The following is a 19,144-nucleotide window of genomic DNA, read 5'->3' as shown; positions in this document are numbered from 1 at the left end:
AGCTGTTGATCAAACTGCTTTTAATTCCACACCTGTTTTTTCCAGCGCCACGATATCCTGCTTGCTGATACTGTCGTCAGTGATGACGCAGTCTATTTTCGCCATCGGCAGCACTTGATTAAAACCCCGACGGTTAAATTTGGTGGCATCCAGAACCGCGATGACCTTGTGTGCTGCTGATGCCATCACACCGCTGATTGAATAGCCTTCATTGAAGGTCGTGATGCCGTTAGTCGCATCGATGCCGTCAGCGCCAACAAACATCAAATCTGCGCTGATCCCTTGTAGGGATTGTTCTGCAATCGTGCCGTGCATTGAGTGGGTTTTGTGTCTGACTGTGCCGCCACAAACCACCAGAGTGATATCTTTATTTTCAGCCAGCGCATAGGCGGCAGGAAGACTGTTGGTGATCACGGTGATATTCGTTTTTCTGACCAATTCTTCGGCGATAAGCAGCGTAGTACTCCCGCTATCGAGGATCACCGTCATCCCTTCAGCGATCATCTTTGTGGCTGCCTGCGCAATTCGCTTTTTGGGATCGCTGGCGAGCTTAAACCGATCTTCCAGCATGACTTCCTGATTCTCTGATTCCGCGGCCAGATTGCTGCCCGGTTTTGCCGCGCCTCCGTGAAAGCGAGTGACCAGGCCTTTCTCTTCCAGCAAACGTAAATCCGCGCGAATCGTGACCTCTGAGATCCCGAAGCTATTTGAAAGATCAAGCACCAGCACACTGCCCTGAGACTGAATCAGCTCGACGATTTTGTTCCTTCGTTCAAATGAGTTCATCTTGATTTGCCTGATAAAAAGTTATGACCAGTTTAATCGAAGGATTATGAAAGTTGTACGGTTAATTTCGAAAGGAAATGTGAGCCAGCACAAGGGCTGGCTCGTGGGATCAGGACAGCTTAAGCAGGATTTTGCCCTGCATTGGCGCGCCATCGAGGGCTTTTACTGCGGCGGCAAAGCTCTCGGCGTTACCCTGATGCGCGATTAATGGCGCTAGCTGTAAGCGCTTTTCGGTCAAGAGTTTTGCCGCCGTTTCCCATTCCACGCCAGGCCACGGGCTGGAGTAGTTCATCCAGCTTCCAAGCAGGGTTAATTCCTTGCGCAAAATCTGACCAAAAACGGCAGAAGGTAACTGGAGATCTTTGTGTAATGTCCCCACCAGAGCAACCTGCGCTCTTGGCCCGGCGATCTCGATTGAGAGGGAAACGGTCTGTGGCGTTCCGGCCGTTTCTACGATCAACTGATCGAAGCGACAGTCAGCGAGTGCGGCCTGAATGTCCTCTGCCTTCATTTCACGGCTGTTCAGGGCATGCGTAGCCCCCAGTTTTCTCGCCAGTTCCAGCTTTTCTGGGTTGATATCAATCGCCGTGACACTTTTGGCACCTAACTCTTTGGCGCACTGCATGGCAAGCAGACCAATCGTTCCGGCACCCACGATCACCACGTTTTTATTTTCGCAACCTTGGGCCAGAGTGAAAGCATGCAGGCCGACGGTAATGGGTTCGATAAAAGCGCCATCATCGATGGGCATATCCGAAGGCAAGCGGTACAGGTTGGCTCTGTTTACCACGATGTAGTCTGCGTGCCCGCCCTCGCTGCGTGAACCGACAAACTGGTACTGTTTGCACAGCGAATAGAAGCCGCGTTTGCACTGCGGGCAGTCAAAACAGGGCAGCAAAGGGACGCAGGCTACGGCATCACCGGGTTGCAAATCTGTCACCTCAGAGCCGTAAGATTCCACATAGCCACTGAATTCATGGCCGAGGGTGATGGGGTAGTAATGGGCTCCGTGAGCGAAGATTCGCGGGATATCCGAACCGCATAAGCCTGAGCTGGCAATTTTTACCAACACATCCTCTTCACTTTTGAGTGGTGGGACTGGGCGCTCTTCAACGCACACGTCTCCCTCAGCGTAGATAACCACTGATTTCATAATCTTCTCCAGTCAGGAACAGGGGAGCACGGCTCCCCCTGGTATCAGGAAAGGCTTTCCGCCTGTTGAATAGCGGCTGCTTTTTCCGCAGCAACGAAATGGCGGGCTCTGCGCCAGGTCAGGAAGACGCCTGTGAGATAAATAGCGGCGATGACGGCAAACCCGACGACGTTTTGCCAGGTGAAAATCTGGATCAACAACCAGGTGATGGGCGAGCCACCCTGATCCATGGAGGCGACCATGCCACCGGCTTTCAACGCCCCTGCATTTTCAGCAAGCTGGGTATGCAGGCCAATGGTTTGGGTGGCAATCCACAGCGTGATGCCCATAATGATCACCCCGGAAATCAGTGTGCGGAACAGGTTGCCCTGGTGCACCGCCACGGCCATCGCGACGAAGAAACCGATGGTGGCAAGGTCGCCAAACGGCAGCACCTGATTACCCGGAACCAGCACAGCAATGAGAATGGTCAGCGGAATGAAAATCAGGCTGGCGGAAACCACGGAGGTGTGGCCAAGCAGCAACGCCGGGTCCAGACCAATCAGGAATTCCTGGCCGCCGAATTTGGCCTGCAGGCGTTTACGGGCGTGTTTCGCAATCGGCGTCAGGCCATCCATAATCGGTTTGATCACGCGTGGCATCAGCAGCATGACAGCGGCGGTTTTCACGGCCAATTGCAGGACGCCTTTCGCGTCGTAACCTGCCAGCAAGCCAATCACCAGACCCATGACGAAGCCAACGGTGACCGGCTCGCCAAAAGGTCCAAAGCGTTTTTGCACATCATCAGCGCTGAAGTGGATGCGGTTCAAACCTGGGATTTTTTCAATGAGGGTATCCACCAGTACCGCGATCGGCCCCAGATAGGCGGACGAACCATGGGGGATTGCGATACCTTCGAGGCCGAAAAAGTCTCGTGTGTCTTTGGCAAACCAGTCCCCCAGCTTATAAACGAAGGCGGCATGGAGCACGACACCAAGGATGCCAATCCAGTAGGAACCAGTAGCCAGATGCAACATGGCACCGGTAAACGTCATGTGCCAGATATTCCAGATATCGACGTTAACGACGCGGGTCATGCGGGTCACCAGCATCACGATGTTGACGCCGATAGCAATCGGAATGGCGACCAGTGCAATTTGTGAAGCCCAGGTCATTGGAGAAGAGCCCGGCCAGCCGATGTCCACGACGTGAAGGTTAATCTGGAACTGTTCGGCCATGGCTTTCGCGGCGGGGCCAATGGAATCCAGCATCAGGCCAATAACGAGCCCAATCCCCACAAACCCAATCCCGATGTGCAGCCCCGATTTGAAACAGTCGCCGAGCTTCATTCCCAGTAATTTAGAGAACACGATGATCACCAGAGGCAGCATCACCGTAGGGCCTAAATCCAGGATATAACGCATTATTTCGCTAAACATGACGTTACCCCACAAGGATGGTCAGGATCTTTTGTTGCAGCGCTTCGATACCCACTCCGGACACAAACGGCATGCCGTGAACCACCGGGATATCGCCAAAGGTGCGGTCAACGCGGGCTGTTGTGCAGATGAGATCCGCGCCGTCCATATAGGTTTCGATCTCAGTGACACGGCACTGCACTAAATCGAGGGTGATATTGTTAGCGTCACAAAGCTCTTTAATTTCTTCTGCCGCCATGGTGGAGGTTGCGACTGCACCACCACAGGCCACAATGACTTTACGTTTCATAGGGTATTCCTTTTATTATCAGTTTGTTTTAAGCCAACTGGCCGCTTTCCGTTTCGAGAAGGGTGTCCTGAAACAGGGCTGCCAGTTCGGCTGCTGGAGCACGAAGCAAGGCTTCCAGCGTGTCAGGGTCCTGAAGCTCACTAAAAAGGCGGCGCAGTAACGTCAACTGGGCCGCAGGGTTCTCAACAATCAGCGCAATAATCAGTGAGACTTCAATCTCACTGTCGTCGTCTGCCTGCTGAAATTTCACCGGTGCATCGGGGCGAATCAGATACAGAGCGGGAGATTTGGCATGCATCGCCTCGCAGTGGGGAATGGCCACGGCGTGATGCTCAAGGTTGATGCCAGTCGGGTAAACAGCTTCCCGTTCCAGCAGCGCCGCAGGGTAGGTGTCGTGAACGACACCCTTTGCCAGCATCTCCTCGCCAATGTGCTCCAGCGCTTGCTGGCTGGAGGTAAAGTGAATTCCGGTTCGGACAAACAGTTGGCTCATAAAAACTCCGGCTTCAGGCCGCCTGCGGATGGCAGCCAAAACGGTAGGCCCGCAGGACGTCCTGAATTTTGTCGATGATCAGGTTATGCGGTGTGAGAGTGAGAGTGCCTTCGGAAAGGCGTTCAAACTGGACGGGCATAAATTGGCTGATTAACCCAAGCGGCAAGGCGACGTCGTTGAGATTGGTGATCAATTTTTCTACGCTCTGCGTGATGCGAGGGTGCGGCCAGTAATAGCGAATACGATCGGAGAGGCTGAAGTGAATATCCACCATCGCCTGGCTCCAGGTAGGACGATAATACTTCTTCCAGTAACCCGGTTCGTTGAGCATCACCTCATCAATCACTTCCAGGACCTGGCTGCGTTTTTCAGGCACGACCAGCTCATTCTCCATTTGCGCCAGCGCGAAAATGGCTTCTCTCAGGGCGAACGTGAGCGCTGGGCCCACTTTCAGGATGGCATAATGATCTCGCACTAACGCGTGATAGGCCTGGCGTGTCTGGTAATCGGTGGAATGGGCCTCATAGACCATAGGCGTCTGCTTGATCCAGCCAGAGAGCGCTTCAGCGGCGTGCGGCTGGTAGTGAATTATCTGGGTGTGATCGAATTCAACGCCAGGCTGAACGACGATCGCAATCACACGTGTCAGCGCCTCTTCCAGACCTAAGGCTTTAAACGCGATTTGATGGGTTTCCAGCGTACGGGCAGCATCTGCTTCCCGCGTGACGTGAACTGTGCCGATGGTACTTGCTTCGCCGCCTGGTACGGGAACTTCAGTGCCGATGACATAAGTCAGTGCTTCTTTCTGCGCTTCTGTTGCTGTTTGTTCAGCGGCCTGACAGAGCAGAGCGGCGCGCTCCGCTACCACCATCGGGTCAAGAGGCGTCGGGTCGTCAGCACATGACATCGACGCATCAAGGTGAATTTTGCTGAACCCGGCCGCCACGTAGGCTTTGATCAGCTCGACAGATTTTTCCATGGCAGTGTCTGCGTTTTCGTTTTGCCAACAGTTTGGGCCGAGGTGATCTCCACCAAGAATGAGCCTGTCGAGTGGAAAACCAACTTTCGCGGCAATCTGAAAAACGAAGTCTCTAAAGTCTTCGGGTTTCATTCCTGTATAACCCCCGAACTGGTTCACCTGGTTCGATGTGGCCTCAATCAGCACCTTATTTTTGGTCTGTAAATCGAAACGCAATGCAGATTCGATAACCAGTGGATGCGCGGAGCAAACGGAGCAGATCCCAATATGTTCACCCCGTTTGTGACGCGAAATAATATCTTTCATTTTAACCTCCGTTTTCTTTCGATAATCTTCGTTATCTTTTGATTTCATCGCAACGGTTTCTTTATTGTTTTGTGATCTTTCTCTGAAAACAGGTTTGAGGGGATCGACAGGCAAAAAATCGCCCCGCGAATCAGCGAGGCGATAACAGCAAATGAAAGGTGATCAGCTAAACAATCGGGAGAACCAGGATCGTTTGCTGGTGGTGTCTGAGGCATCTAAACGCTGAGGCTGGGCGGCCATTTCGCCAAGCCCGCTATCGAAGGCTTCGCCAATCGCCAGCAGGGCCGCTTGCGCTTCTTTGCCTTTCACCATGAAATGCAGCCGGTGACCCTGCTTAGCGCCTAACGAAACGACGCGCATCAGGTTACGGGCATCAACAATAGCCGAGTGGGTGTCCAGGTTCTCAACGCGAATATCGACCTGCCACTGCTTCACTGTTTTTACCAACACGGCGCCCGGTCTGGCGTGTAGTCCATGGGGGTTACGAAGCGTAAACGTCGCTTCCTCATCAAAATCTGGGCGGGTCTGCTCTTCACTGACTGCAGGCTGGTAATTGCCTGACAGCACATCCAGCACTTCCTGCGTCGAGGTGGCGCAAGCCAGCGCTGCCGGAACATTGTCATCACCTAACGCATGCGTTAGCTGGCGCAGAATGGACAGGTGCTCATTGTCCTGTGCGGCAATACCTACGATCAGCCTTGCCGTTTGTCCTTCTCCCCAGTCCACGCCCTGCGGGCAAACCAGCACGCTGACCCCGGTTTTCAGGACGGCATCACGGCTTTGCGTTGTGCCATGAGGAATGGCGATGCCATTGCCGAGAAAGGTGCTGATCTGGGCTTCACGCTCTTCCATGCCTTTGAGATAGCTGTTTTGCGCCAGGCCTGCCTGTTCCAGTGCCACCGCTACCGCGCAAAGTGCTTCCGCTTTGGTGTAAATTTCGCGGTTAAACTGAATATCATCCTGAGTTAGCTTCATTATTTGCTCCTTATTTTACGGCTCCGGCCAGTTCAATTCGGGCCTGGCTGCGCTTCTGCCACATACGCCAGACGCCCAGCATCACTGCACCACAGGCCGAACCCGCGAGGATGCACAGCACCCATGCCAGCGGTTTACTCACCAGCGGCAGGATCAAAAAACCACCGTGTGGAGCAGGTACCTGGATATGCAGGCTGTAGCTCAGGACGGCCGAAATGGAAGAAGCGATCATCATCATCGGGATCACGCGCAGCGGATCTTTGGCCGCGAAAGGAATGGCTCCTTCAGTAATATGCGTACAGCCAAGGATGTAGTTCACCATTCCTGCGGCGCGCTCTTCTTCGCTAAAGCCTTTCGGGAAGAACGTGGTGGCAAGCGCGATCACCAACGGTGGAGTAATGCAGGCCGCAGAAACGCCAGCCATAAAGAAGTAGTTACCCTGGCCAAGTAAAAGCGTGCCGGTGACATAGGCTGCTTTATTCACCGGACCGCCAAAGTCAAAGGAACACATGGCCCCGACCACGATACCAAGCAGAATCGGGTTGGCCTGCTGTAGGGAAGAGAGCCAGCTCATCATTGCGTTGTTGATGGCAGCGACGGGCTGGCCGAGCAGTGTCATCAGTACGCCAATCACCAGAACGCCGAGCAGCGGCATAATGAAAATCGACTTCAGCCCTTCATACTGGCGTGGCAACCCTTCAAGCAGATTGCGGACCAGCAGCATGAAGTAGCCTGCAGAAAAACCGGCGATGATCCCGCCCAGGAATCCGGCCCCCGTGGCGTTTGCCAGCAGCCCGCCGACAAACCCGGCCACCATTCCTGGCCTCCCGGAAATGGAGTAGGCGATATAGGCGGTAAAGACCGGGACCATGATTGAGAAAGCCTGCTGCCCGACTTTCATCAGCGTAGCGGCAATCACGTTGTACTGTGGCGAGTTTGGATCGGCAGAGAAAATCCCCCACAGGAAGGAAATGGCAATCAGGATGCCGCCAGCCACCACGAACGGCAGCATGTTGGAGACGCCACTCATCAGATGCTTATACACCTGACGACCAAAAGAAGGATGAGCATCCGTTCCGATGCTGGTGGCCTGCTTATGGCTTCCCTGACGAACAGGTGCCTGTCCAGCCATCACCTTATTGATAAGATCCGCCGGATGATGAATGGCCTCTTTCACCGGCACTTCAATCACCGGTAGGCCGTTAAAACGATCGGCATTGACGTCTTTATCTGCGGCAATAATCACACCAAATACATCGTCTAAATCTTCTTGGGTGATAGCGTTCTCCACCCCAGATGCACCATTGGTTTCAACCTTTATCTCTACATTGAGCTTTTTCGCGGCGTTCTTCAGGGCTTCTTCAGCCATAAAGGTATGCGCGATACCGGTAGGGCAGCCGGTCACTGCAAGGATTTTTTTCATAATAGGACCTTTATGATGTGGCGACCTGAATCTGTGTGCGTAGTTGTTCTACTCGATTGAGTTGCCCCAGCCCTGCCGAGGCAGCAACATCTGCTCCTGTGGCGCAGGCTAGCGTTAAGGCATCCTTCACTTCGCCGCCCGCAAGCCAGACGCTGAGAAATGCAGCCAGGGCGGCATCGCCTGCGCAGGCGGAACTAACAAGCTGAACTTCGGGTGCGGCACAAAACCACTGCGTCTGACCGTCAGAAAAGACCATTCCTTTCGCGCCTAGCGTCAGCAAAACGTGTCGTGCACCTAACTGATGCAAAGTGGCAACGGCCGTTTTTATTTGCTCTGGCGTGTCTGATCTAAGCCCGAAGATCTCAAACAGCTCATCGTCATTGGGTTTGATCAACAGTGGCTGAAATTCAAGCAGTTGGCGAAGCGAAGCGTGGCTAATATCCAGAATGACTTCGCAGCCTTTTGTTGTGCACTGCGCCAAAATTTCAGCGTAAAAAAGGCTCTCCAGGCCGGGAGGTAAACTGCCGCTTATCACCAGGTAATCGCCGTTTTTCACGTTTTCCAGATGATGCAGAACCTGCTGTTTACTCTCGTCATCAATCCAGGTGCCCGGATTGACCAACTTGTACTCCTGCTGCCCATCGTGGATAAACACGTTAATGCGGGTAGGGTCGGCAACCCATGTTGGGGTGATGCCGATCCTGCGCTTGCGAATTTCCTCCACGATGTAACACCCGGTGAAGCCGCCAAAGATCCCCAAAATATGGCTAGGGGTATTGAAGTGGTTCAGCACCAGAGAAACATTCACCCCTTTCCCATTGGGGCAATATTCCGTGTGCCGGGTGCGATTCACCTTCCCCGGTAGCAGCGGGTCGCTGAAAATGTTCATATCCACCGCGGTGTTTAATGTCAGTGTGTAGATCATGGCGTCACTCCTTCCAGGCTGGACTTAAAGCTGTCCTTCACAGCCACAGACATGGATAACCTTCTGCACAACTTCCTTCATGGCGGCCTTTGCTGGCTGCATGTAATGGCGGGGATCGTTGGCTTTTGGGTTATCTTGCAGATAGTGTTTCAGCGCGTCCGAGAAGGCGATTTTCAGCTCGGTGGCGACGTTCACTTTGCATACGCCAAGGGAAATGGCTTTACGGATATCGGACTCAGGTAACCCGGATGCACCGTGCAGCACCAGCGGAACATCGACGCGCTCACGAATTGCAGCAAGGCGATCAAAATCGAGCTTTGGATCGTGGTGGTACAAACCGTGAGCGGTGCCGATGGCAACGGCAAGTGAATCAATGCCGGTGCGTAAAACAAATTCGCGAGCTTGTTCCGGGTTGGTATAAAGCGCATCTTCTTCATCAACAACCAGATCGTCTTCTACGCCGCCCAGCCGACCCAGTTCTGCTTCAACACTGGCATCGTAGCGATGGCTTAGCTCAACGACTCGGCGCACTAGCTCGACGTTTTCTTCAAAAGGCGCATGTGAGCCGTCGATCATCACCGAGCGAATGCCGGCCTGGACTTTTTGGCGAATATCGTCGAGCACTTCGTGGTGATCCAGGTGCACCGCCAGCGGAAGATCCCATTGCTTTGCGAGATCGCGAGCGATAGCGACGACGTTGCCCGTTCCCGCATAGCTGTAGGTGCCTGGCGTACCGGCAAGGATCAGCGGAGAACGCATTTCCGCCGCAGTTTCTACCACAACCTGCATCGTTTCCAGATTATGAATATTAAAGGCAGGTACCGCATAGCCGCCTTTCTGAGCTTTTAACAGCATGTTTTTACTAGAGATGATGTACATTTTGATCTCTCAACTTTCAAAATTAAAACTAAAAGTGGCTTATTGCCTTCGTTTTGAAAGTAATTTAATGATCATTTGAGAATCAAGCTGTGATCGCAAGCACATATCAATAAAGTAACTTTATATTTGAAAGTTTTTATCGCTTGATAAGTTTCATTTTTAAAAGTAACGTTTGTGTGGGATGAAAATAAATTACTGATAAAAGAAGATTTTTGGCGGATATGTGCATTAACACGGTGGATGGTTTGACACGGTCGTGGTGAAATTTCAAAATGAAAGTTATTTTTACTCTCGCGACCATTAGGCAAAAGGGTCCTTATTGTGGCAAAACCATCAACCAGCCTGCTGAAGAGGCGTTTAGACATCGCGGAGATCGTTCGCAAGAACGGTGAAATTAAAGTCGATGATTTGGCTGAGATGCTTGCCGTCTCAGGGGTAACCATTCGCAACGATCTTAACTATCTGGAACAGCAAGGGTATTTGAAGCGCTCCTTCGGTGGTGCGATTTATACCGCTCAGCAAGGCGCGTTCGCAGCCTCTGTTCAAGAGAAACCGTCGGCTTCTCTGGACAAAGTGCTGGAAAATGAAATCGCCCGTCAGCTTGCTGCATTAATTGCAGGAAGAGAGACGCTGTTTCTCGGTGAAGGCCCGATACTGCGCAAGGTGATCCCGTTTCTGGCCGAGCGTGGGGAGTGCTGCCTTTTGTTCAACGATCTTCATCACATCGCGTTTGCAAAAGAGTTTCTGAGCGGCGAAACCGTCCTGTTGGGCGGCGTGTTGTCCGCGTCAGGTAAAACGACGGAAGGTGCTCCAGCCCTGAAAGCGTTGCGCCATTACACGCTGGATCGGGTGCTGATGACCGTCGATCATATTGCCGAAGATGGGACTCTGAGCGTAAGAAATGAAACCCAGGCGGAGCTGTTGGCAGAAGCGGTGGAAAAGGGCGCTCAGGTGATAGCCGCCATCCCGCAGCGTCCAGTCTACGGTGAAATGCGTTTTGCCATTGGGCATTTGCAGCAGATGACGGGCGTCGTCACTCCGCAGGTGGTGGCGGCGGAGTACCACACGCATCTGCAGGCGGCGGGCATGATGAATAGTTATACCAACAACGAGTGTTTGACCTGGATTAACCCTGCTTTGCCTGGTGCAAAGTGAAGGAGCGGCGATGAACGTAACCATTTGCACCATTGGCGAACTGCTGGTCGAATTTCTGGCAAAAGAAGCAAACCAAGGATTCTCACGTCCAGGGGAGTTTTGGGGGCCGTATCCCAGTGGTGCGCCTGCTATTTTTGCCGATCAGGTTGCGCGACTCGGTTTCGGCTCAGTCTTGTTCAGTTGTGTGGGTAACGATGCCTTCGGGGAAATGAACATCGTCCGGCTTGCCCGTGACGGCGTCAACGTAAATGGGATTTCGGTACTGAGTAAAGCAACGACCGGCAGTGCGTTTGTTAGCTACCGTAGCCAGGCACAACGCGATTTCATCTTTAATATGCCGAACAGCGCCTGTGGGCTGCTGACCGCCGATCATATTGATGAGACGCTACTGAATTCCTGCAATCATTTCCACATTATGGGGTCGTCGCTCTTCTCGTTCAGGATGGTAGATGCGATGCGCAAAGCAATCGAGAACGTTAAATCGCGTGGCGGCACCGTTTCGTTCGATCCAAATATCCGTAAAGAAATGCTGAATATCCCGGAGATGTCGCAGGCCTTTGAGTACATTCTTGACTACACGGACATTTTTCTTCCCAGCGACGGAGAGCTGGATTATTTCGGCTTGAACGCCGGTCATCACGAGCAGAAGCTAATTGATAAGCTGCTTCGGCGTGGTGTTGGGCAGGTTGTCGTCAAACGAGGGGTGCGAGGGGCAAGCTACTACAGCGAAAAAGAAGAGCATCATGCGGCGGGTTATCCCGTTACGGTTGTGGATCCAACTGGTGCAGGCGATTGTTTTGGCGCGACTTTTGTTTCGTTGTTCCTTGCGGGCTACGCACCACAGGATGCACTTAAATGGGCTAATGCCAGTGGCTCATTAGCGATATCTCAACGCGGACCAATGGAAGGCACCTCGACAATAGCTGACATCGAATCTTTCCTACGAAAGCAGGGGATATTGCCTACCAGTAGCCAACTGCGGACCCAAGGGTGACAAAGCCCTGCGAACCCTCTATACTGCGCGCCGAAGCTGACCAGACAGTCGCCGCTGTGTCGTCGTCCTTTCGAGGAGACGGGCGCAGGGGAGGAAAGTCCGGGCTCCATAGGGCAGGGTGCCAGGTAACGCCTGGGGGGGAAACCCACGACCAGTGCAACAGAGAGCAAACCGCCGATGGCCCACGCAAGTGGGATCAGGTAAGGGTGAAAGGGTGCGGTAAGAGCGCACCGCGCGGCTGGTAACAGTCCGTGGCACGGTAAACTCCACCCGGAGCAAGGCCAAATAGGGGTTCACATGGTACGGCCCGTACTGAACCCGGGTAGGCTGCTTGAGCCAGTGAGCGATTGCTGGCCTAGATGAATGACTGTCCACGACAGAACCCGGCTTATCGGTCAGCTTCACTCATTAAAGACGCCCATAGGTGAAAGCCTGTGGGCGTTTTGCTTATGTGGGTCGAAGATGAATGACTGTCCACGACGCTATACTCAAAAGAAAGCGGCTTATCGGTCAGCTTCAACTTCTTAAAGAAACCCCGTCTCAGCATTGAGGCGGGGTTTTTGCTTTTAAAGACAACGGCGATCATGAATGACTGTCCACGACGCTATACCCAAAAGAAAGCGGCTTATCGGTCAGCTTCAACTTCTTCTAAAACAATACGTTGGTGTGTATCAGGCCTTAATAGGTGAAAATGTGACACAGACTGTGATACAGGCTAGGCACACCAACGGCTGTTCCATCCCGAATATCTTAAAGCGTGGCAATCGCTACAGCCTTCATTTCAGACTACCTTCAGGCGGTTTCTTTCGTGCATCTCTGGGCTGCGATTTAGCCAGCAGAGCAAGATTTATATCTTCCCGCCTCTCTGTGTTCATTTCTTTTGTAAAATCATCCAAGATGGAGCCAACCCGACTATTGGACATAGTGCAGAAAATGAAGAAGTTAGAACAAGACGATATTGATAGTTATTTGCTCAAAATTCAGGTAGTTTTTTAAGTCATCCCCATGTAACGCCAAGTCACTTACGACTTTGGTACGTTTTCGTTCCATTGGGCTTCAGACCCCTTAACCATCAGCCACCACCGTCACAGGTTTCCTGGGATTACCTGCAGCCGTCGTTCGCCCTCGATGCAATGTTGGTTATTTACTCAACTGGGTGAAACGCATACTATTCCCCTACGGATTACATGCCTATCGCAGGGAAATGCTATGTACGGCAATGATCAAATCATCACCTACCTACAGAATAACCGCGTTCTGGCCATGAAGCTGGATCACGCCACCACCGGTGTCGGGCAGCTCATCAATGACCAGATTCAGTCCATCGGCGCAGGAGCAAACCGCGTCATAAATTACCTCTCCTGCTTTACCGATGAGTATTACGACGTTTGCCAGAAACAGGGCAAAGAGGACGCTCGTTTCAAAGATGCCGTCTTTAAAATCCTTCAGGGCAAGGATGTTGTGTATGAAATGCTAAAAGTCTATTTCGATGAAGTCCTGAAGCATAAGACCAATGACCAGCTCGAACACATCAAGCAATGGCTTATGGAGGCGAACGTTCATATAGCCACCAGCTCTCTCACAAAAGCCGGTTTCGCGATGGCGGTCGCCAGCAGCGTGCGTATCGGGTTAAACGTGAGTATGGAACTCAGCGCTCTGGCTGGGAAGCGGGCTGGCGGTTTGGTTGGTGCGCTGGGTGTCTATGGTGTCATTCAGAAAGCAGCAGACAGCGCTCATCGCCTCCATTTCCAATTCCCGGCCTATTACGCCGCCTTATACTCTGAAGGGCTGGAAATGCTTTATTTCCTCATCGAGCCTACATTCATTAAAGCACACGCAGCAGAGGCGCAATGGGCATCTGATCGCGATGTTATCGGCATTATCAAGCGGATGATGCACTGACCATGCTGAAGTTTATCAAATGGGCGTTTGGCTCACTGGGTCGTTCAATGATCTGGATGTACGGCCCCACGATACTGACCATCATTTTTGCGATGTTGCAGGCGTGGCTATTCCCGGGTAGTCCGGTGTGGCCAATCGGCGTTTTTTTCTTGTTCGCACTGTTCATCATCACTCGCTACAGCAAGTAGCTCTACCCTCTCTATTCACTGATAAGGAAATTCTATGTCTACGCCCGCTCACCTATGGCTTGACGATGAGAACGGATCACCGATTGTCGGCGGATGCTTAATGCCTACCCGCTTAGGATCCATCGAGCTGAAGACCTTTTCTCATGGTGTGACCATCCCTGTTGATCCGAGCTGGGGAAAGCTCACCGGCACACGCGTACACCGCCCGATCACCATCGTGAAGGAATTCGACCAGACTACCCCCCTTCTCTATCGTGCAGTGTGCCAGGGTCGCACAATGAAGAAGGCCACGATCAAGATGTATCGCATCCTCGAAAGTGGCATCGAGTCCGAGTATTTCAATATCATTCTGGAGAATGTGAAGCTCACTACCGTATCGCCATACCTGGCCCCGAACGGATTGAGCGGTACGCATCTGGAAACGCTGGAACTGCGCTATGAGGCGATCACCTGGAAGTATGTAGACGGTAATATCATCTTCCGTGATTCGTGGAATGACCGCTGCTGCGCGTAAAAAGGATCTTAAGCCCAATGGAACGAAACGTGCGAAGCATTCCGGCAAGGCCGAAAGATAAGTTAGCCCTGCTTTGGCGGATTTCATCTGTGAGCGAATGGCTGGGCTTTGTCCCGGTCTTTCTTTTATCTGTTACACCGTTTTTTCTGTCACACAAAGTGAGATACAGTCTGCGACACGAGACAACCCCAGCGCCGCAGATGCCTGACGTATGGTTGAACGAAGCCGGCTTATCGGTCAGCTTCACTCATATAAAGACGCCCGCAGGCAAAAACCTGTGGGCGTTATGCTTTTATGAGGCAGGGATCAGCACTCCCGAAGACACTGAAGGTATTTTTGCGCCGAACGTTGAACAATACCTGCTGCATCACCCGGAATGTCTTTTCCTTCAAATGCCCCATACAACGCATCGAATTCCACGTTTTCCAGCCGTTGTGCGATATCCGCAACGGTGGTGGCGGAAAGGGGCAGCATGTTGGGATAACTCCACATAAATGAAACGCTCTTCGCTCCCGACGCCACTTGAATAATATCCCCGGAAAGCAGCACGCCTTTCTCTTTCTTATGATGGAGTACACAGCCGCCGGCAAAATGGCCACCGAGACGCAATAACTGCACATGGCTGTTGATATCGAATGAGTCGCCCTCCCATAAATGAATGTGAGGACTGTCGCGCTGGATCCACGCTTTGTCATCTGCATGCAAATAAATGGGGGCGTTAAACGCCTCCGCCCAATCTTGCATGGTGGTGTAATAGTGAGGATGCGAAATCGCAATAGCTTTCAGTCCTCCCAGCGCGGCAACAATCGCCCTGGTGGCATTATCCAGATTAGCAATGCAGTCCCAGAGAATATTGCCTTCAGCAGTCTGCATAATAAAAGCGCGTTGCCCGATGGCAAAGTTGGGCACACTCTCAACGCTTAAGAGCCCGGGAGCTATCTCTTTCCATTTATTGGTATGGCCTGCGTGAAGCGCGGCGGGTGTTATCCACGCTTGTCCACTCACCGGGACGTATTGCCGTTCGTCCTCACATATCGGGCAACATTCAGGATGCCCGGCTTCAACCTCATACGAGGTACCACAGGCTTTGCATAACGTTATCATAGTCATCCTCGACTCCTGTTTTAAAGCTCATAACAGTTATCGAGCATGGCACAGGGCAGGAGTGAAATGTGTTGGAAAGTGCTTATAAGTTGGGCGCCGCATTTTCACGCATTCCCTTCCTGCTGCCACTCCTGTCCACCAATCTAAACGAAGCGCGAAACGCATTGAAATCGCTTCTCCATAATCATGTCACAAAGATTAACTGACTTTGCATTTGTCTTATATCGCCTGACTGAGCGGGCGACATACTTATTGATGTAAACGCTTCTACATCCATTCTTCGAGGGTTATAAAAATGAAAACGACTTCTCTGCTGACAGGTGCTGCCTTCATGTTACTTTCTGCGGCTGCGTTGGCTGCTGGTCCAAAACAGGTCGATTCCGATCAGGCTAGCGGATTGCAGGAAATGGGTACCGTACAGGTCTCCGGCGTGGCGGGTTCTTCTGACGATGCCATCCATGCACTCAAAGCAAAAGCTGCTCAGGATAATGCCGGCCACTATCAGATTGTTTCGCTGGGCAACTCGTCTGACTCCAGCCTGTGGGGCGGCACCGCAATCCTTTATAAATGATCCACTATCTTTAAGAGGCCTCATGATATCCCGTGGGGCTTTTTTTATGGTTCATCTCGCCTGCTCGGGAACCTCTTTATTCTGCGCCATGCCTGTTTTGCTCACGCCGTCTATCTGCTTTAAATACAAATTTGTATGAATAATTCATTACACACATTCACGGGAAGGTGAAAAATAATGCGCTCTCTTCCATGGCTTCCTTAACAGGATGAAATAATGAAAAAAATGACACGCATTACCCTACTGACGGCTTCTCTGATGGGCTTCACGGGTCTGGCTCAAGCGGCAGACGTAGCGCCAGCGCCTTCTCAGGACCCGGTGGTTCAGCATCTGAAACTGAGCAATGAGCAGGTGGCGAAGATCAAGAGCCTGCATGATGCGATGGTGAAAAGCGTGGAGCAGGTTTCTACGAAGGATGTGAAAGACGGCGCGATCATCGACGTGATCCAGTCCGGAAAATGGAATGAGAAAGCGGTGAAAAGCCAGCTTGAAGCATTCAGTAAAGTTGAACAGCAAACCCGTTATTACCGTGTGAAGTACTACTTCGACGTGAATCAGGTGCTGACGCCAGAACAGCGTAAGCAAGTGCGCGAAGACTTGATTGAGTCTGCGACCGAATAAAGCAAAGACGCTAACGCCGGGTGGCGGCTGCGCCTTACGCCGGCCTACGATCAAAGTAGGCCTGGCAAACGCAGTGCCGCCGGGCAAAAAACAAAAGCCCGCAAAGCTTAAGCGTTGCGGGCTTCTGTCATATCAATTGCGCTTCCTGCGCCAGCCGAATCTCAGCTTCTGCAACAATCGCCGCCAGTTCATCGGGCACGTCATCGCACCCAAATACTTTTCGTGTTTCTTGCTCAGTTGCCGCGTTATTGGTTTCGGCGACGGCTTTTTTAGACGCCGTTTTCTTCTGTTGTTTCTTGCTCACAGTGACCTGCCGGTGTTCAGGGCTATACCGGTAAATCTATCAGTAAACCGCGCAGCGGCGTATCAGCAACAAGTGTTATGTTAGCCTCGTCACGAATAAAAGCGCCGTCGCCACAGGTGAGGGCTTCTCGCTCTTCTTCAGGCGTGACCGCGTGAACCGTGCCGTGGATGGACTGCAAATACGCGCGTGGCCCGTGCAGCTGGAAGCTTAACTGCTCGCCTTTCTCCAACTGAATATGGTGGATCCAGACCTGTTGGCGCAGCTGCAAACTTTCCTGACTGCCATCCGGCGAAGCGATGAGCTGGCGTGCGGCCTCGGTTAGCGTCAGTTTTTGCACCTGCGCGTTTTCACGCTCCGGACAAGCATCCAGCCAAAGCTGCATCCTCGTCAGGGATTTCTCTTTACTGAGGTTGTGTTCGCTGTAGCTGATGCCCGGCTGAGTAGCAATCAGCAGCGCTTCGCCCGCTTTCGCCTGAACGTGGTTGCCTTCGCTGTCACGATACTCGGCTTCACCTTCAAGGATGATGTTCAGAATATCGACTTTCGGGTAGGTGCGAGCCTGGAATGAAGCGCCCGGGCCGAGCACTTCCTGATTCAGGACGCGCAGGGATGCGTAGCCCAACAGCTTAGGATCGAAGTAGTGTCCAAAGGAGAACGTGTATCGGGCCTGCAGCCAGCCGAAGTCTGCTTGTCCACACTGTTTGGCTGTTCGGGTAGTAATCATAATTCTTGACCTCTCTTTACACTAAAACAATGGTAAAGCTATGGACGCTGCATTGTTAGCCAGTTATTCTGCCGGGTATGTTCAAATTTACTGAATGAGAACGCCATGGCTAAAGAAAGGGCATTGACGCTGGAAGCGTTAAGGGTAATGGACGCCATCGACAGGCGCGGCAGTTTTGCCGCCGCCGCAGATGAGCTGGGACGCGTGCCGTCTGCGTTGAGCTACACCATGCAGAAGCTGGAAGAAGAGCTGGATGTGGTGTTGTTCGACCGCTCAGGGCATCGCACAAAATTCACCAACGTGGGGCGAATGCTGCTGGAACGCGGGCGCGTTCTGCTCGAAGCCGCCGACAAACTCACCACCGATGCAGAAGCCCTGGCGCGCGGCTGGGAAACACACCTGACGCTGGTCACGGAAGCACTGGTGCCCACACCGGAGCTTTTCCCGCTGATCGAAAAGCTGGCAGTAAAAGCCAACACGCAGCTATCCATCATCACCGAAGTGTTGGCGGGCGCGTGGGAACGGCTGGAACAGGGCCGCGCGGATATCGTGATTGCCCCGGACATGCACTTCCGGTCTTCTTCAGAGATTAACTCACGCAAGCTGTACTCGATACTCAACGTGTATGTCGCCGCGCCAGATCACCCAATTCACCAGGAGCCTGAACCGCTTTCCGAAGTGACGCGAGTGAAATACCGTGGCGTGGCGGTAGCTGATACGGCACGTGAACGTCCTGTGCTCACCGTACAGCTTCTGGATAAACAACCACGTTTAACGGTCAGCACCATTGAAGATAAGCGCCAGGCGCTGCTGGCTGGGCTGGGTGTGGCTACCATGCCTTATCCGCTGGTGGAACAGGATATCGCTGAAGGGCGGTTGCGGGTCGTGAGCCCGGAATACACCAATGAAGTAGACATCATTATGGCGTGGCGGCGAGACAGCATGGGCGAAGCCAAAGCCTGGTGTCTGCGCGAAATCCCGAAATTGTTCGCTGGAAAGTAAGGTCTGGAGTAAGCCGGGTAAACTTATCGTCACCCGGCATTTTTTATCAGGAAACGATCCGCTGCGGAGCGTCTGCCGCTTTCGGATCTGGCCCGAAGCGGTTCTCGCCCTGGGTGCCGTTTTGGCAGTTAAAGACCAGGATAACCAGCCAGCCGACAATCGGGATCAGCCAGATCAACAGCCACCAGGCCGAGCGATCCGTGTCATGCAAACGGCGGAACTGCACAGCCAGCGTAGGCAGCAGAACCAGCAGGCCATAAATGCTCGCCAGCACGCCTTCTCCGCTCGCACGTTCCCAGCCCAGCATTTTATCGATAATGCTCAGCACACCCGCCAGGACGAAACTCACCAGCACGAACATCCAATATTCTTTGCGGCGCGCACGGCCACCAAACCCGATGTAATTCTTGAGTACTTTTAGATACCAGTCCATTTTCCT

Annotated in this window: 23 protein-coding genes and 1 other RNA gene; 10 read left to right on the top strand and 14 right to left on the bottom strand. The window is 52.6% G+C overall.

The window, feature by feature from the left end:
- Positions 1 to 9 precede the first annotated feature (9 nt).
- The 10 genes from ACI2I2_RS08470 to ACI2I2_RS08425 all read right to left on the bottom strand — a co-directional run bounded on the left by ACI2I2_RS08470 (position 10) and on the right by ACI2I2_RS08425 (position 9,626).
- Complete coding sequence (locus ACI2I2_RS08470) at positions 10 to 786, bottom strand: DeoR/GlpR family DNA-binding transcription regulator (protein WP_404657529.1); 777 nt, start codon at positions 784 to 786, stop codon at positions 10 to 12.
- A gap of 109 nt (positions 787 to 895) precedes the next feature.
- A complete protein-coding gene (gene gatD / locus ACI2I2_RS08465; protein WP_404657528.1) occupies positions 896 to 1,939 on the bottom strand; it encodes a galactitol-1-phosphate 5-dehydrogenase in 1,044 nt (347 codons plus the stop codon).
- 44 nt (positions 1,940 to 1,983) lie between these two features.
- Entirely contained in the window at positions 1,984 to 3,357 is a 1,374-nt protein-coding gene (locus ACI2I2_RS08460) for a galactitol-specific PTS transporter subunit IIC (protein WP_404657527.1), read from the bottom strand.
- A 4-nt stretch (positions 3,358 to 3,361) separates the two neighbouring features.
- The gene (gatB, locus tag ACI2I2_RS08455) at positions 3,362 to 3,646 is read right to left on the bottom strand and encodes a PTS galactitol transporter subunit IIB (protein ID WP_404657526.1); all 285 of its coding nucleotides are present in this window, start codon (positions 3,644 to 3,646) and stop codon (positions 3,362 to 3,364) included.
- Positions 3,647 to 3,674: 28 nt separating this feature from the next.
- Positions 3,675 to 4,139: a PTS galactitol transporter subunit IIA gene (gatA, locus tag ACI2I2_RS08450; protein WP_404657525.1), complete on the bottom strand. Its 465-nt coding sequence runs from the start codon at positions 4,137 to 4,139 to the stop codon at positions 3,675 to 3,677.
- A 13-nt stretch (positions 4,140 to 4,152) separates the two neighbouring features.
- Complete coding sequence (gatZ, locus tag ACI2I2_RS08445) at positions 4,153 to 5,424, bottom strand: tagatose-bisphosphate aldolase subunit GatZ (protein WP_404657524.1); 1,272 nt, start codon at positions 5,422 to 5,424, stop codon at positions 4,153 to 4,155.
- A gap of 162 nt (positions 5,425 to 5,586) precedes the next feature.
- Positions 5,587 to 6,399 (bottom strand): HPr family phosphocarrier protein, encoded by an 813-nt coding sequence (locus tag ACI2I2_RS08440; protein WP_404657523.1) that lies wholly within the window; start codon positions 6,397 to 6,399, stop codon positions 5,587 to 5,589.
- A 10-nt stretch (positions 6,400 to 6,409) separates the two neighbouring features.
- Entirely contained in the window at positions 6,410 to 7,822 is a 1,413-nt protein-coding gene (locus ACI2I2_RS08435; RefSeq protein ID WP_404657522.1) for a PTS fructose transporter subunit IIC, read from the bottom strand.
- A 10-nt stretch (positions 7,823 to 7,832) separates the two neighbouring features.
- Entirely contained in the window at positions 7,833 to 8,747 is a 915-nt protein-coding gene (gene pfkB, locus ACI2I2_RS08430; RefSeq protein ID WP_404657521.1) for a 1-phosphofructokinase, read from the bottom strand.
- A 24-nt stretch (positions 8,748 to 8,771) separates the two neighbouring features.
- Positions 8,772 to 9,626: a tagatose bisphosphate family class II aldolase gene (locus ACI2I2_RS08425; RefSeq protein WP_404657520.1), complete on the bottom strand. Its 855-nt coding sequence runs from the start codon at positions 9,624 to 9,626 to the stop codon at positions 8,772 to 8,774.
- Positions 9,627 to 9,947: 321 nt separating this feature from the next.
- Here ACI2I2_RS08425 and ACI2I2_RS08420 point away from each other — a divergent pair, with 321 nt between their 5' ends.
- From ACI2I2_RS08420 to ACI2I2_RS08390, 7 genes are all read left to right on the top strand, one after another.
- Positions 9,948 to 10,781 (top strand): DeoR/GlpR family DNA-binding transcription regulator, encoded by an 834-nt coding sequence (locus ACI2I2_RS08420; protein WP_404657519.1) that lies wholly within the window; start codon positions 9,948 to 9,950, stop codon positions 10,779 to 10,781.
- A 10-nt stretch (positions 10,782 to 10,791) separates the two neighbouring features.
- A complete protein-coding gene (locus ACI2I2_RS08415; RefSeq protein WP_404657518.1) occupies positions 10,792 to 11,775 on the top strand; it encodes a sugar kinase in 984 nt (327 codons plus the stop codon).
- A 32-nt stretch (positions 11,776 to 11,807) separates the two neighbouring features.
- An RNA gene (gene rnpB, locus ACI2I2_RS08410) (RNase P RNA component class A) lies at positions 11,808 to 12,182 on the top strand.
- A 181-nt stretch (positions 12,183 to 12,363) separates the two neighbouring features.
- On the top strand, positions 12,364 to 12,771 hold the full coding sequence (locus tag ACI2I2_RS08405) for a hypothetical protein (RefSeq protein WP_404657517.1): 408 nt from the start codon (positions 12,364 to 12,366) through the stop codon (positions 12,769 to 12,771).
- 213 nt (positions 12,772 to 12,984) lie between these two features.
- Complete coding sequence (locus tag ACI2I2_RS08400; protein ID WP_404657516.1) at positions 12,985 to 13,677, top strand: hypothetical protein; 693 nt, start codon at positions 12,985 to 12,987, stop codon at positions 13,675 to 13,677.
- 2 nt (positions 13,678 to 13,679) lie between these two features.
- The gene (locus tag ACI2I2_RS08395) at positions 13,680 to 13,865 is read left to right on the top strand and encodes a hypothetical protein (protein WP_404657515.1); all 186 of its coding nucleotides are present in this window, start codon (positions 13,680 to 13,682) and stop codon (positions 13,863 to 13,865) included.
- A 34-nt stretch (positions 13,866 to 13,899) separates the two neighbouring features.
- On the top strand, positions 13,900 to 14,379 hold the full coding sequence (locus ACI2I2_RS08390; protein WP_404657514.1) for an Hcp family type VI secretion system effector: 480 nt from the start codon (positions 13,900 to 13,902) through the stop codon (positions 14,377 to 14,379).
- A 306-nt stretch (positions 14,380 to 14,685) separates the two neighbouring features.
- Here the strand turns inward: ACI2I2_RS08390 and ACI2I2_RS08385 are convergent, their stop codons facing one another.
- Positions 14,686 to 15,483, bottom strand: coding sequence for an MBL fold metallo-hydrolase (locus ACI2I2_RS08385; protein ID WP_404657617.1), 798 nt, complete (start codon positions 15,481 to 15,483; stop codon positions 14,686 to 14,688).
- 295 nt (positions 15,484 to 15,778) lie between these two features.
- Here ACI2I2_RS08385 and ACI2I2_RS08380 point away from each other — a divergent pair, with 295 nt between their 5' ends.
- On the top strand, positions 15,779 to 16,054 hold the full coding sequence (locus tag ACI2I2_RS08380; protein WP_404657513.1) for a YdgH/BhsA/McbA-like domain containing protein: 276 nt from the start codon (positions 15,779 to 15,781) through the stop codon (positions 16,052 to 16,054).
- Positions 16,055 to 16,270: 216 nt separating this feature from the next.
- Positions 16,271 to 16,675: a Spy/CpxP family protein refolding chaperone gene (locus ACI2I2_RS08375; protein ID WP_404657512.1), complete on the top strand. Its 405-nt coding sequence runs from the start codon at positions 16,271 to 16,273 to the stop codon at positions 16,673 to 16,675.
- A 127-nt stretch (positions 16,676 to 16,802) separates the two neighbouring features.
- On the opposite strand, the gene ACI2I2_RS08370 is transcribed toward ACI2I2_RS08375, so the two are convergent.
- Together ACI2I2_RS08370 and ACI2I2_RS08365 are read right to left on the bottom strand one after the other, a co-directional pair.
- A complete protein-coding gene (locus tag ACI2I2_RS08370) occupies positions 16,803 to 16,979 on the bottom strand; it encodes a hypothetical protein (protein ID WP_404657511.1) in 177 nt (58 codons plus the stop codon).
- Between the two features lie 22 nt (positions 16,980 to 17,001).
- Positions 17,002 to 17,703, bottom strand: coding sequence for a pirin family protein (locus ACI2I2_RS08365; protein WP_404657510.1), 702 nt, complete (start codon positions 17,701 to 17,703; stop codon positions 17,002 to 17,004).
- Between the two features lie 105 nt (positions 17,704 to 17,808).
- Here ACI2I2_RS08365 and yhaJ point away from each other — a divergent pair, with 105 nt between their 5' ends.
- Positions 17,809 to 18,705 carry a DNA-binding transcriptional regulator YhaJ gene (gene yhaJ / locus ACI2I2_RS08360; RefSeq protein ID WP_404657509.1) on the top strand — a complete coding sequence of 299 codons (897 nt, stop codon included), beginning with the start codon at positions 17,809 to 17,811 and terminating at the stop codon, positions 18,703 to 18,705.
- A 46-nt stretch (positions 18,706 to 18,751) separates the two neighbouring features.
- Here the strand turns inward: yhaJ and ACI2I2_RS08355 are convergent, their stop codons facing one another.
- Complete coding sequence (locus ACI2I2_RS08355) at positions 18,752 to 19,138, bottom strand: DUF805 domain-containing protein (RefSeq protein WP_404657508.1); 387 nt, start codon at positions 19,136 to 19,138, stop codon at positions 18,752 to 18,754.
- Positions 19,139 to 19,144: the final 6 nt, after the last annotated feature.

It is taken from the genome of Scandinavium sp. NPDC088450, from assembly GCF_044900545.1.
Taxonomy (GTDB): Bacteria; Pseudomonadota; Gammaproteobacteria; order Enterobacterales; family Enterobacteriaceae; genus Scandinavium.
Note: the sequence above shows the minus strand (reverse complement) of the source record. Positions and strands in the feature narration are given on the sequence as shown.

Coding starts and splice junctions, on each gene's coding strand:
- ACI2I2_RS08400 (WP_404657516.1), top strand. CDS start 12,985: ATGTACGGCAATGATCAAATCATCACCTACCTACAGAATAACCGCGTT.
- ACI2I2_RS08405 (WP_404657517.1), top strand. CDS start 12,364: ATGACTGTCCACGACGCTATACCCAAAAGAAAGCGGCTTATCGGTCAG.
- ACI2I2_RS08390 (WP_404657514.1), top strand. CDS start 13,900: ATGTCTACGCCCGCTCACCTATGGCTTGACGATGAGAACGGATCACCG.
- ACI2I2_RS08470 (WP_404657529.1), bottom strand. CDS start 786: ATGAACTCATTTGAACGAAGGAACAAAATCGTCGAGCTGATTCAGTCT.
- ACI2I2_RS08375 (WP_404657512.1), top strand. CDS start 16,271: ATGAAAAAAATGACACGCATTACCCTACTGACGGCTTCTCTGATGGGC.
- ACI2I2_RS08385 (WP_404657617.1), bottom strand. CDS start 15,483: ATGATAACGTTATGCAAAGCCTGTGGTACCTCGTATGAGGTTGAAGCC.
- ACI2I2_RS08460 (WP_404657527.1), bottom strand. CDS start 3,357: ATGTTTAGCGAAATAATGCGTTATATCCTGGATTTAGGCCCTACGGTG.
- gatZ (WP_404657524.1), bottom strand. CDS start 5,424: ATGAAAGATATTATTTCGCGTCACAAACGGGGTGAACATATTGGGATC.
- yhaJ (WP_404657509.1), top strand. CDS start 17,809: ATGGCTAAAGAAAGGGCATTGACGCTGGAAGCGTTAAGGGTAATGGAC.
- ACI2I2_RS08355 (WP_404657508.1), bottom strand. CDS start 19,138: ATGGACTGGTATCTAAAAGTACTCAAGAATTACATCGGGTTTGGTGGC.
- ACI2I2_RS08380 (WP_404657513.1), top strand. CDS start 15,779: ATGAAAACGACTTCTCTGCTGACAGGTGCTGCCTTCATGTTACTTTCT.
- gatD (WP_404657528.1), bottom strand. CDS start 1,939: ATGAAATCAGTGGTTATCTACGCTGAGGGAGACGTGTGCGTTGAAGAG.
- ACI2I2_RS08415 (WP_404657518.1), top strand. CDS start 10,792: ATGAACGTAACCATTTGCACCATTGGCGAACTGCTGGTCGAATTTCTG.
- ACI2I2_RS08425 (WP_404657520.1), bottom strand. CDS start 9,626: ATGTACATCATCTCTAGTAAAAACATGCTGTTAAAAGCTCAGAAAGGC.
- pfkB (WP_404657521.1), bottom strand. CDS start 8,747: ATGATCTACACACTGACATTAAACACCGCGGTGGATATGAACATTTTC.
- ACI2I2_RS08440 (WP_404657523.1), bottom strand. CDS start 6,399: ATGAAGCTAACTCAGGATGATATTCAGTTTAACCGCGAAATTTACACC.
- gatB (WP_404657526.1), bottom strand. CDS start 3,646: ATGAAACGTAAAGTCATTGTGGCCTGTGGTGGTGCAGTCGCAACCTCC.
- ACI2I2_RS08435 (WP_404657522.1), bottom strand. CDS start 7,822: ATGAAAAAAATCCTTGCAGTGACCGGCTGCCCTACCGGTATCGCGCAT.
- gatA (WP_404657525.1), bottom strand. CDS start 4,139: ATGAGCCAACTGTTTGTCCGAACCGGAATTCACTTTACCTCCAGCCAG.
- ACI2I2_RS08365 (WP_404657510.1), bottom strand. CDS start 17,703: ATGATTACTACCCGAACAGCCAAACAGTGTGGACAAGCAGACTTCGGC.
- ACI2I2_RS08395 (WP_404657515.1), top strand. CDS start 13,680: ATGCTGAAGTTTATCAAATGGGCGTTTGGCTCACTGGGTCGTTCAATG.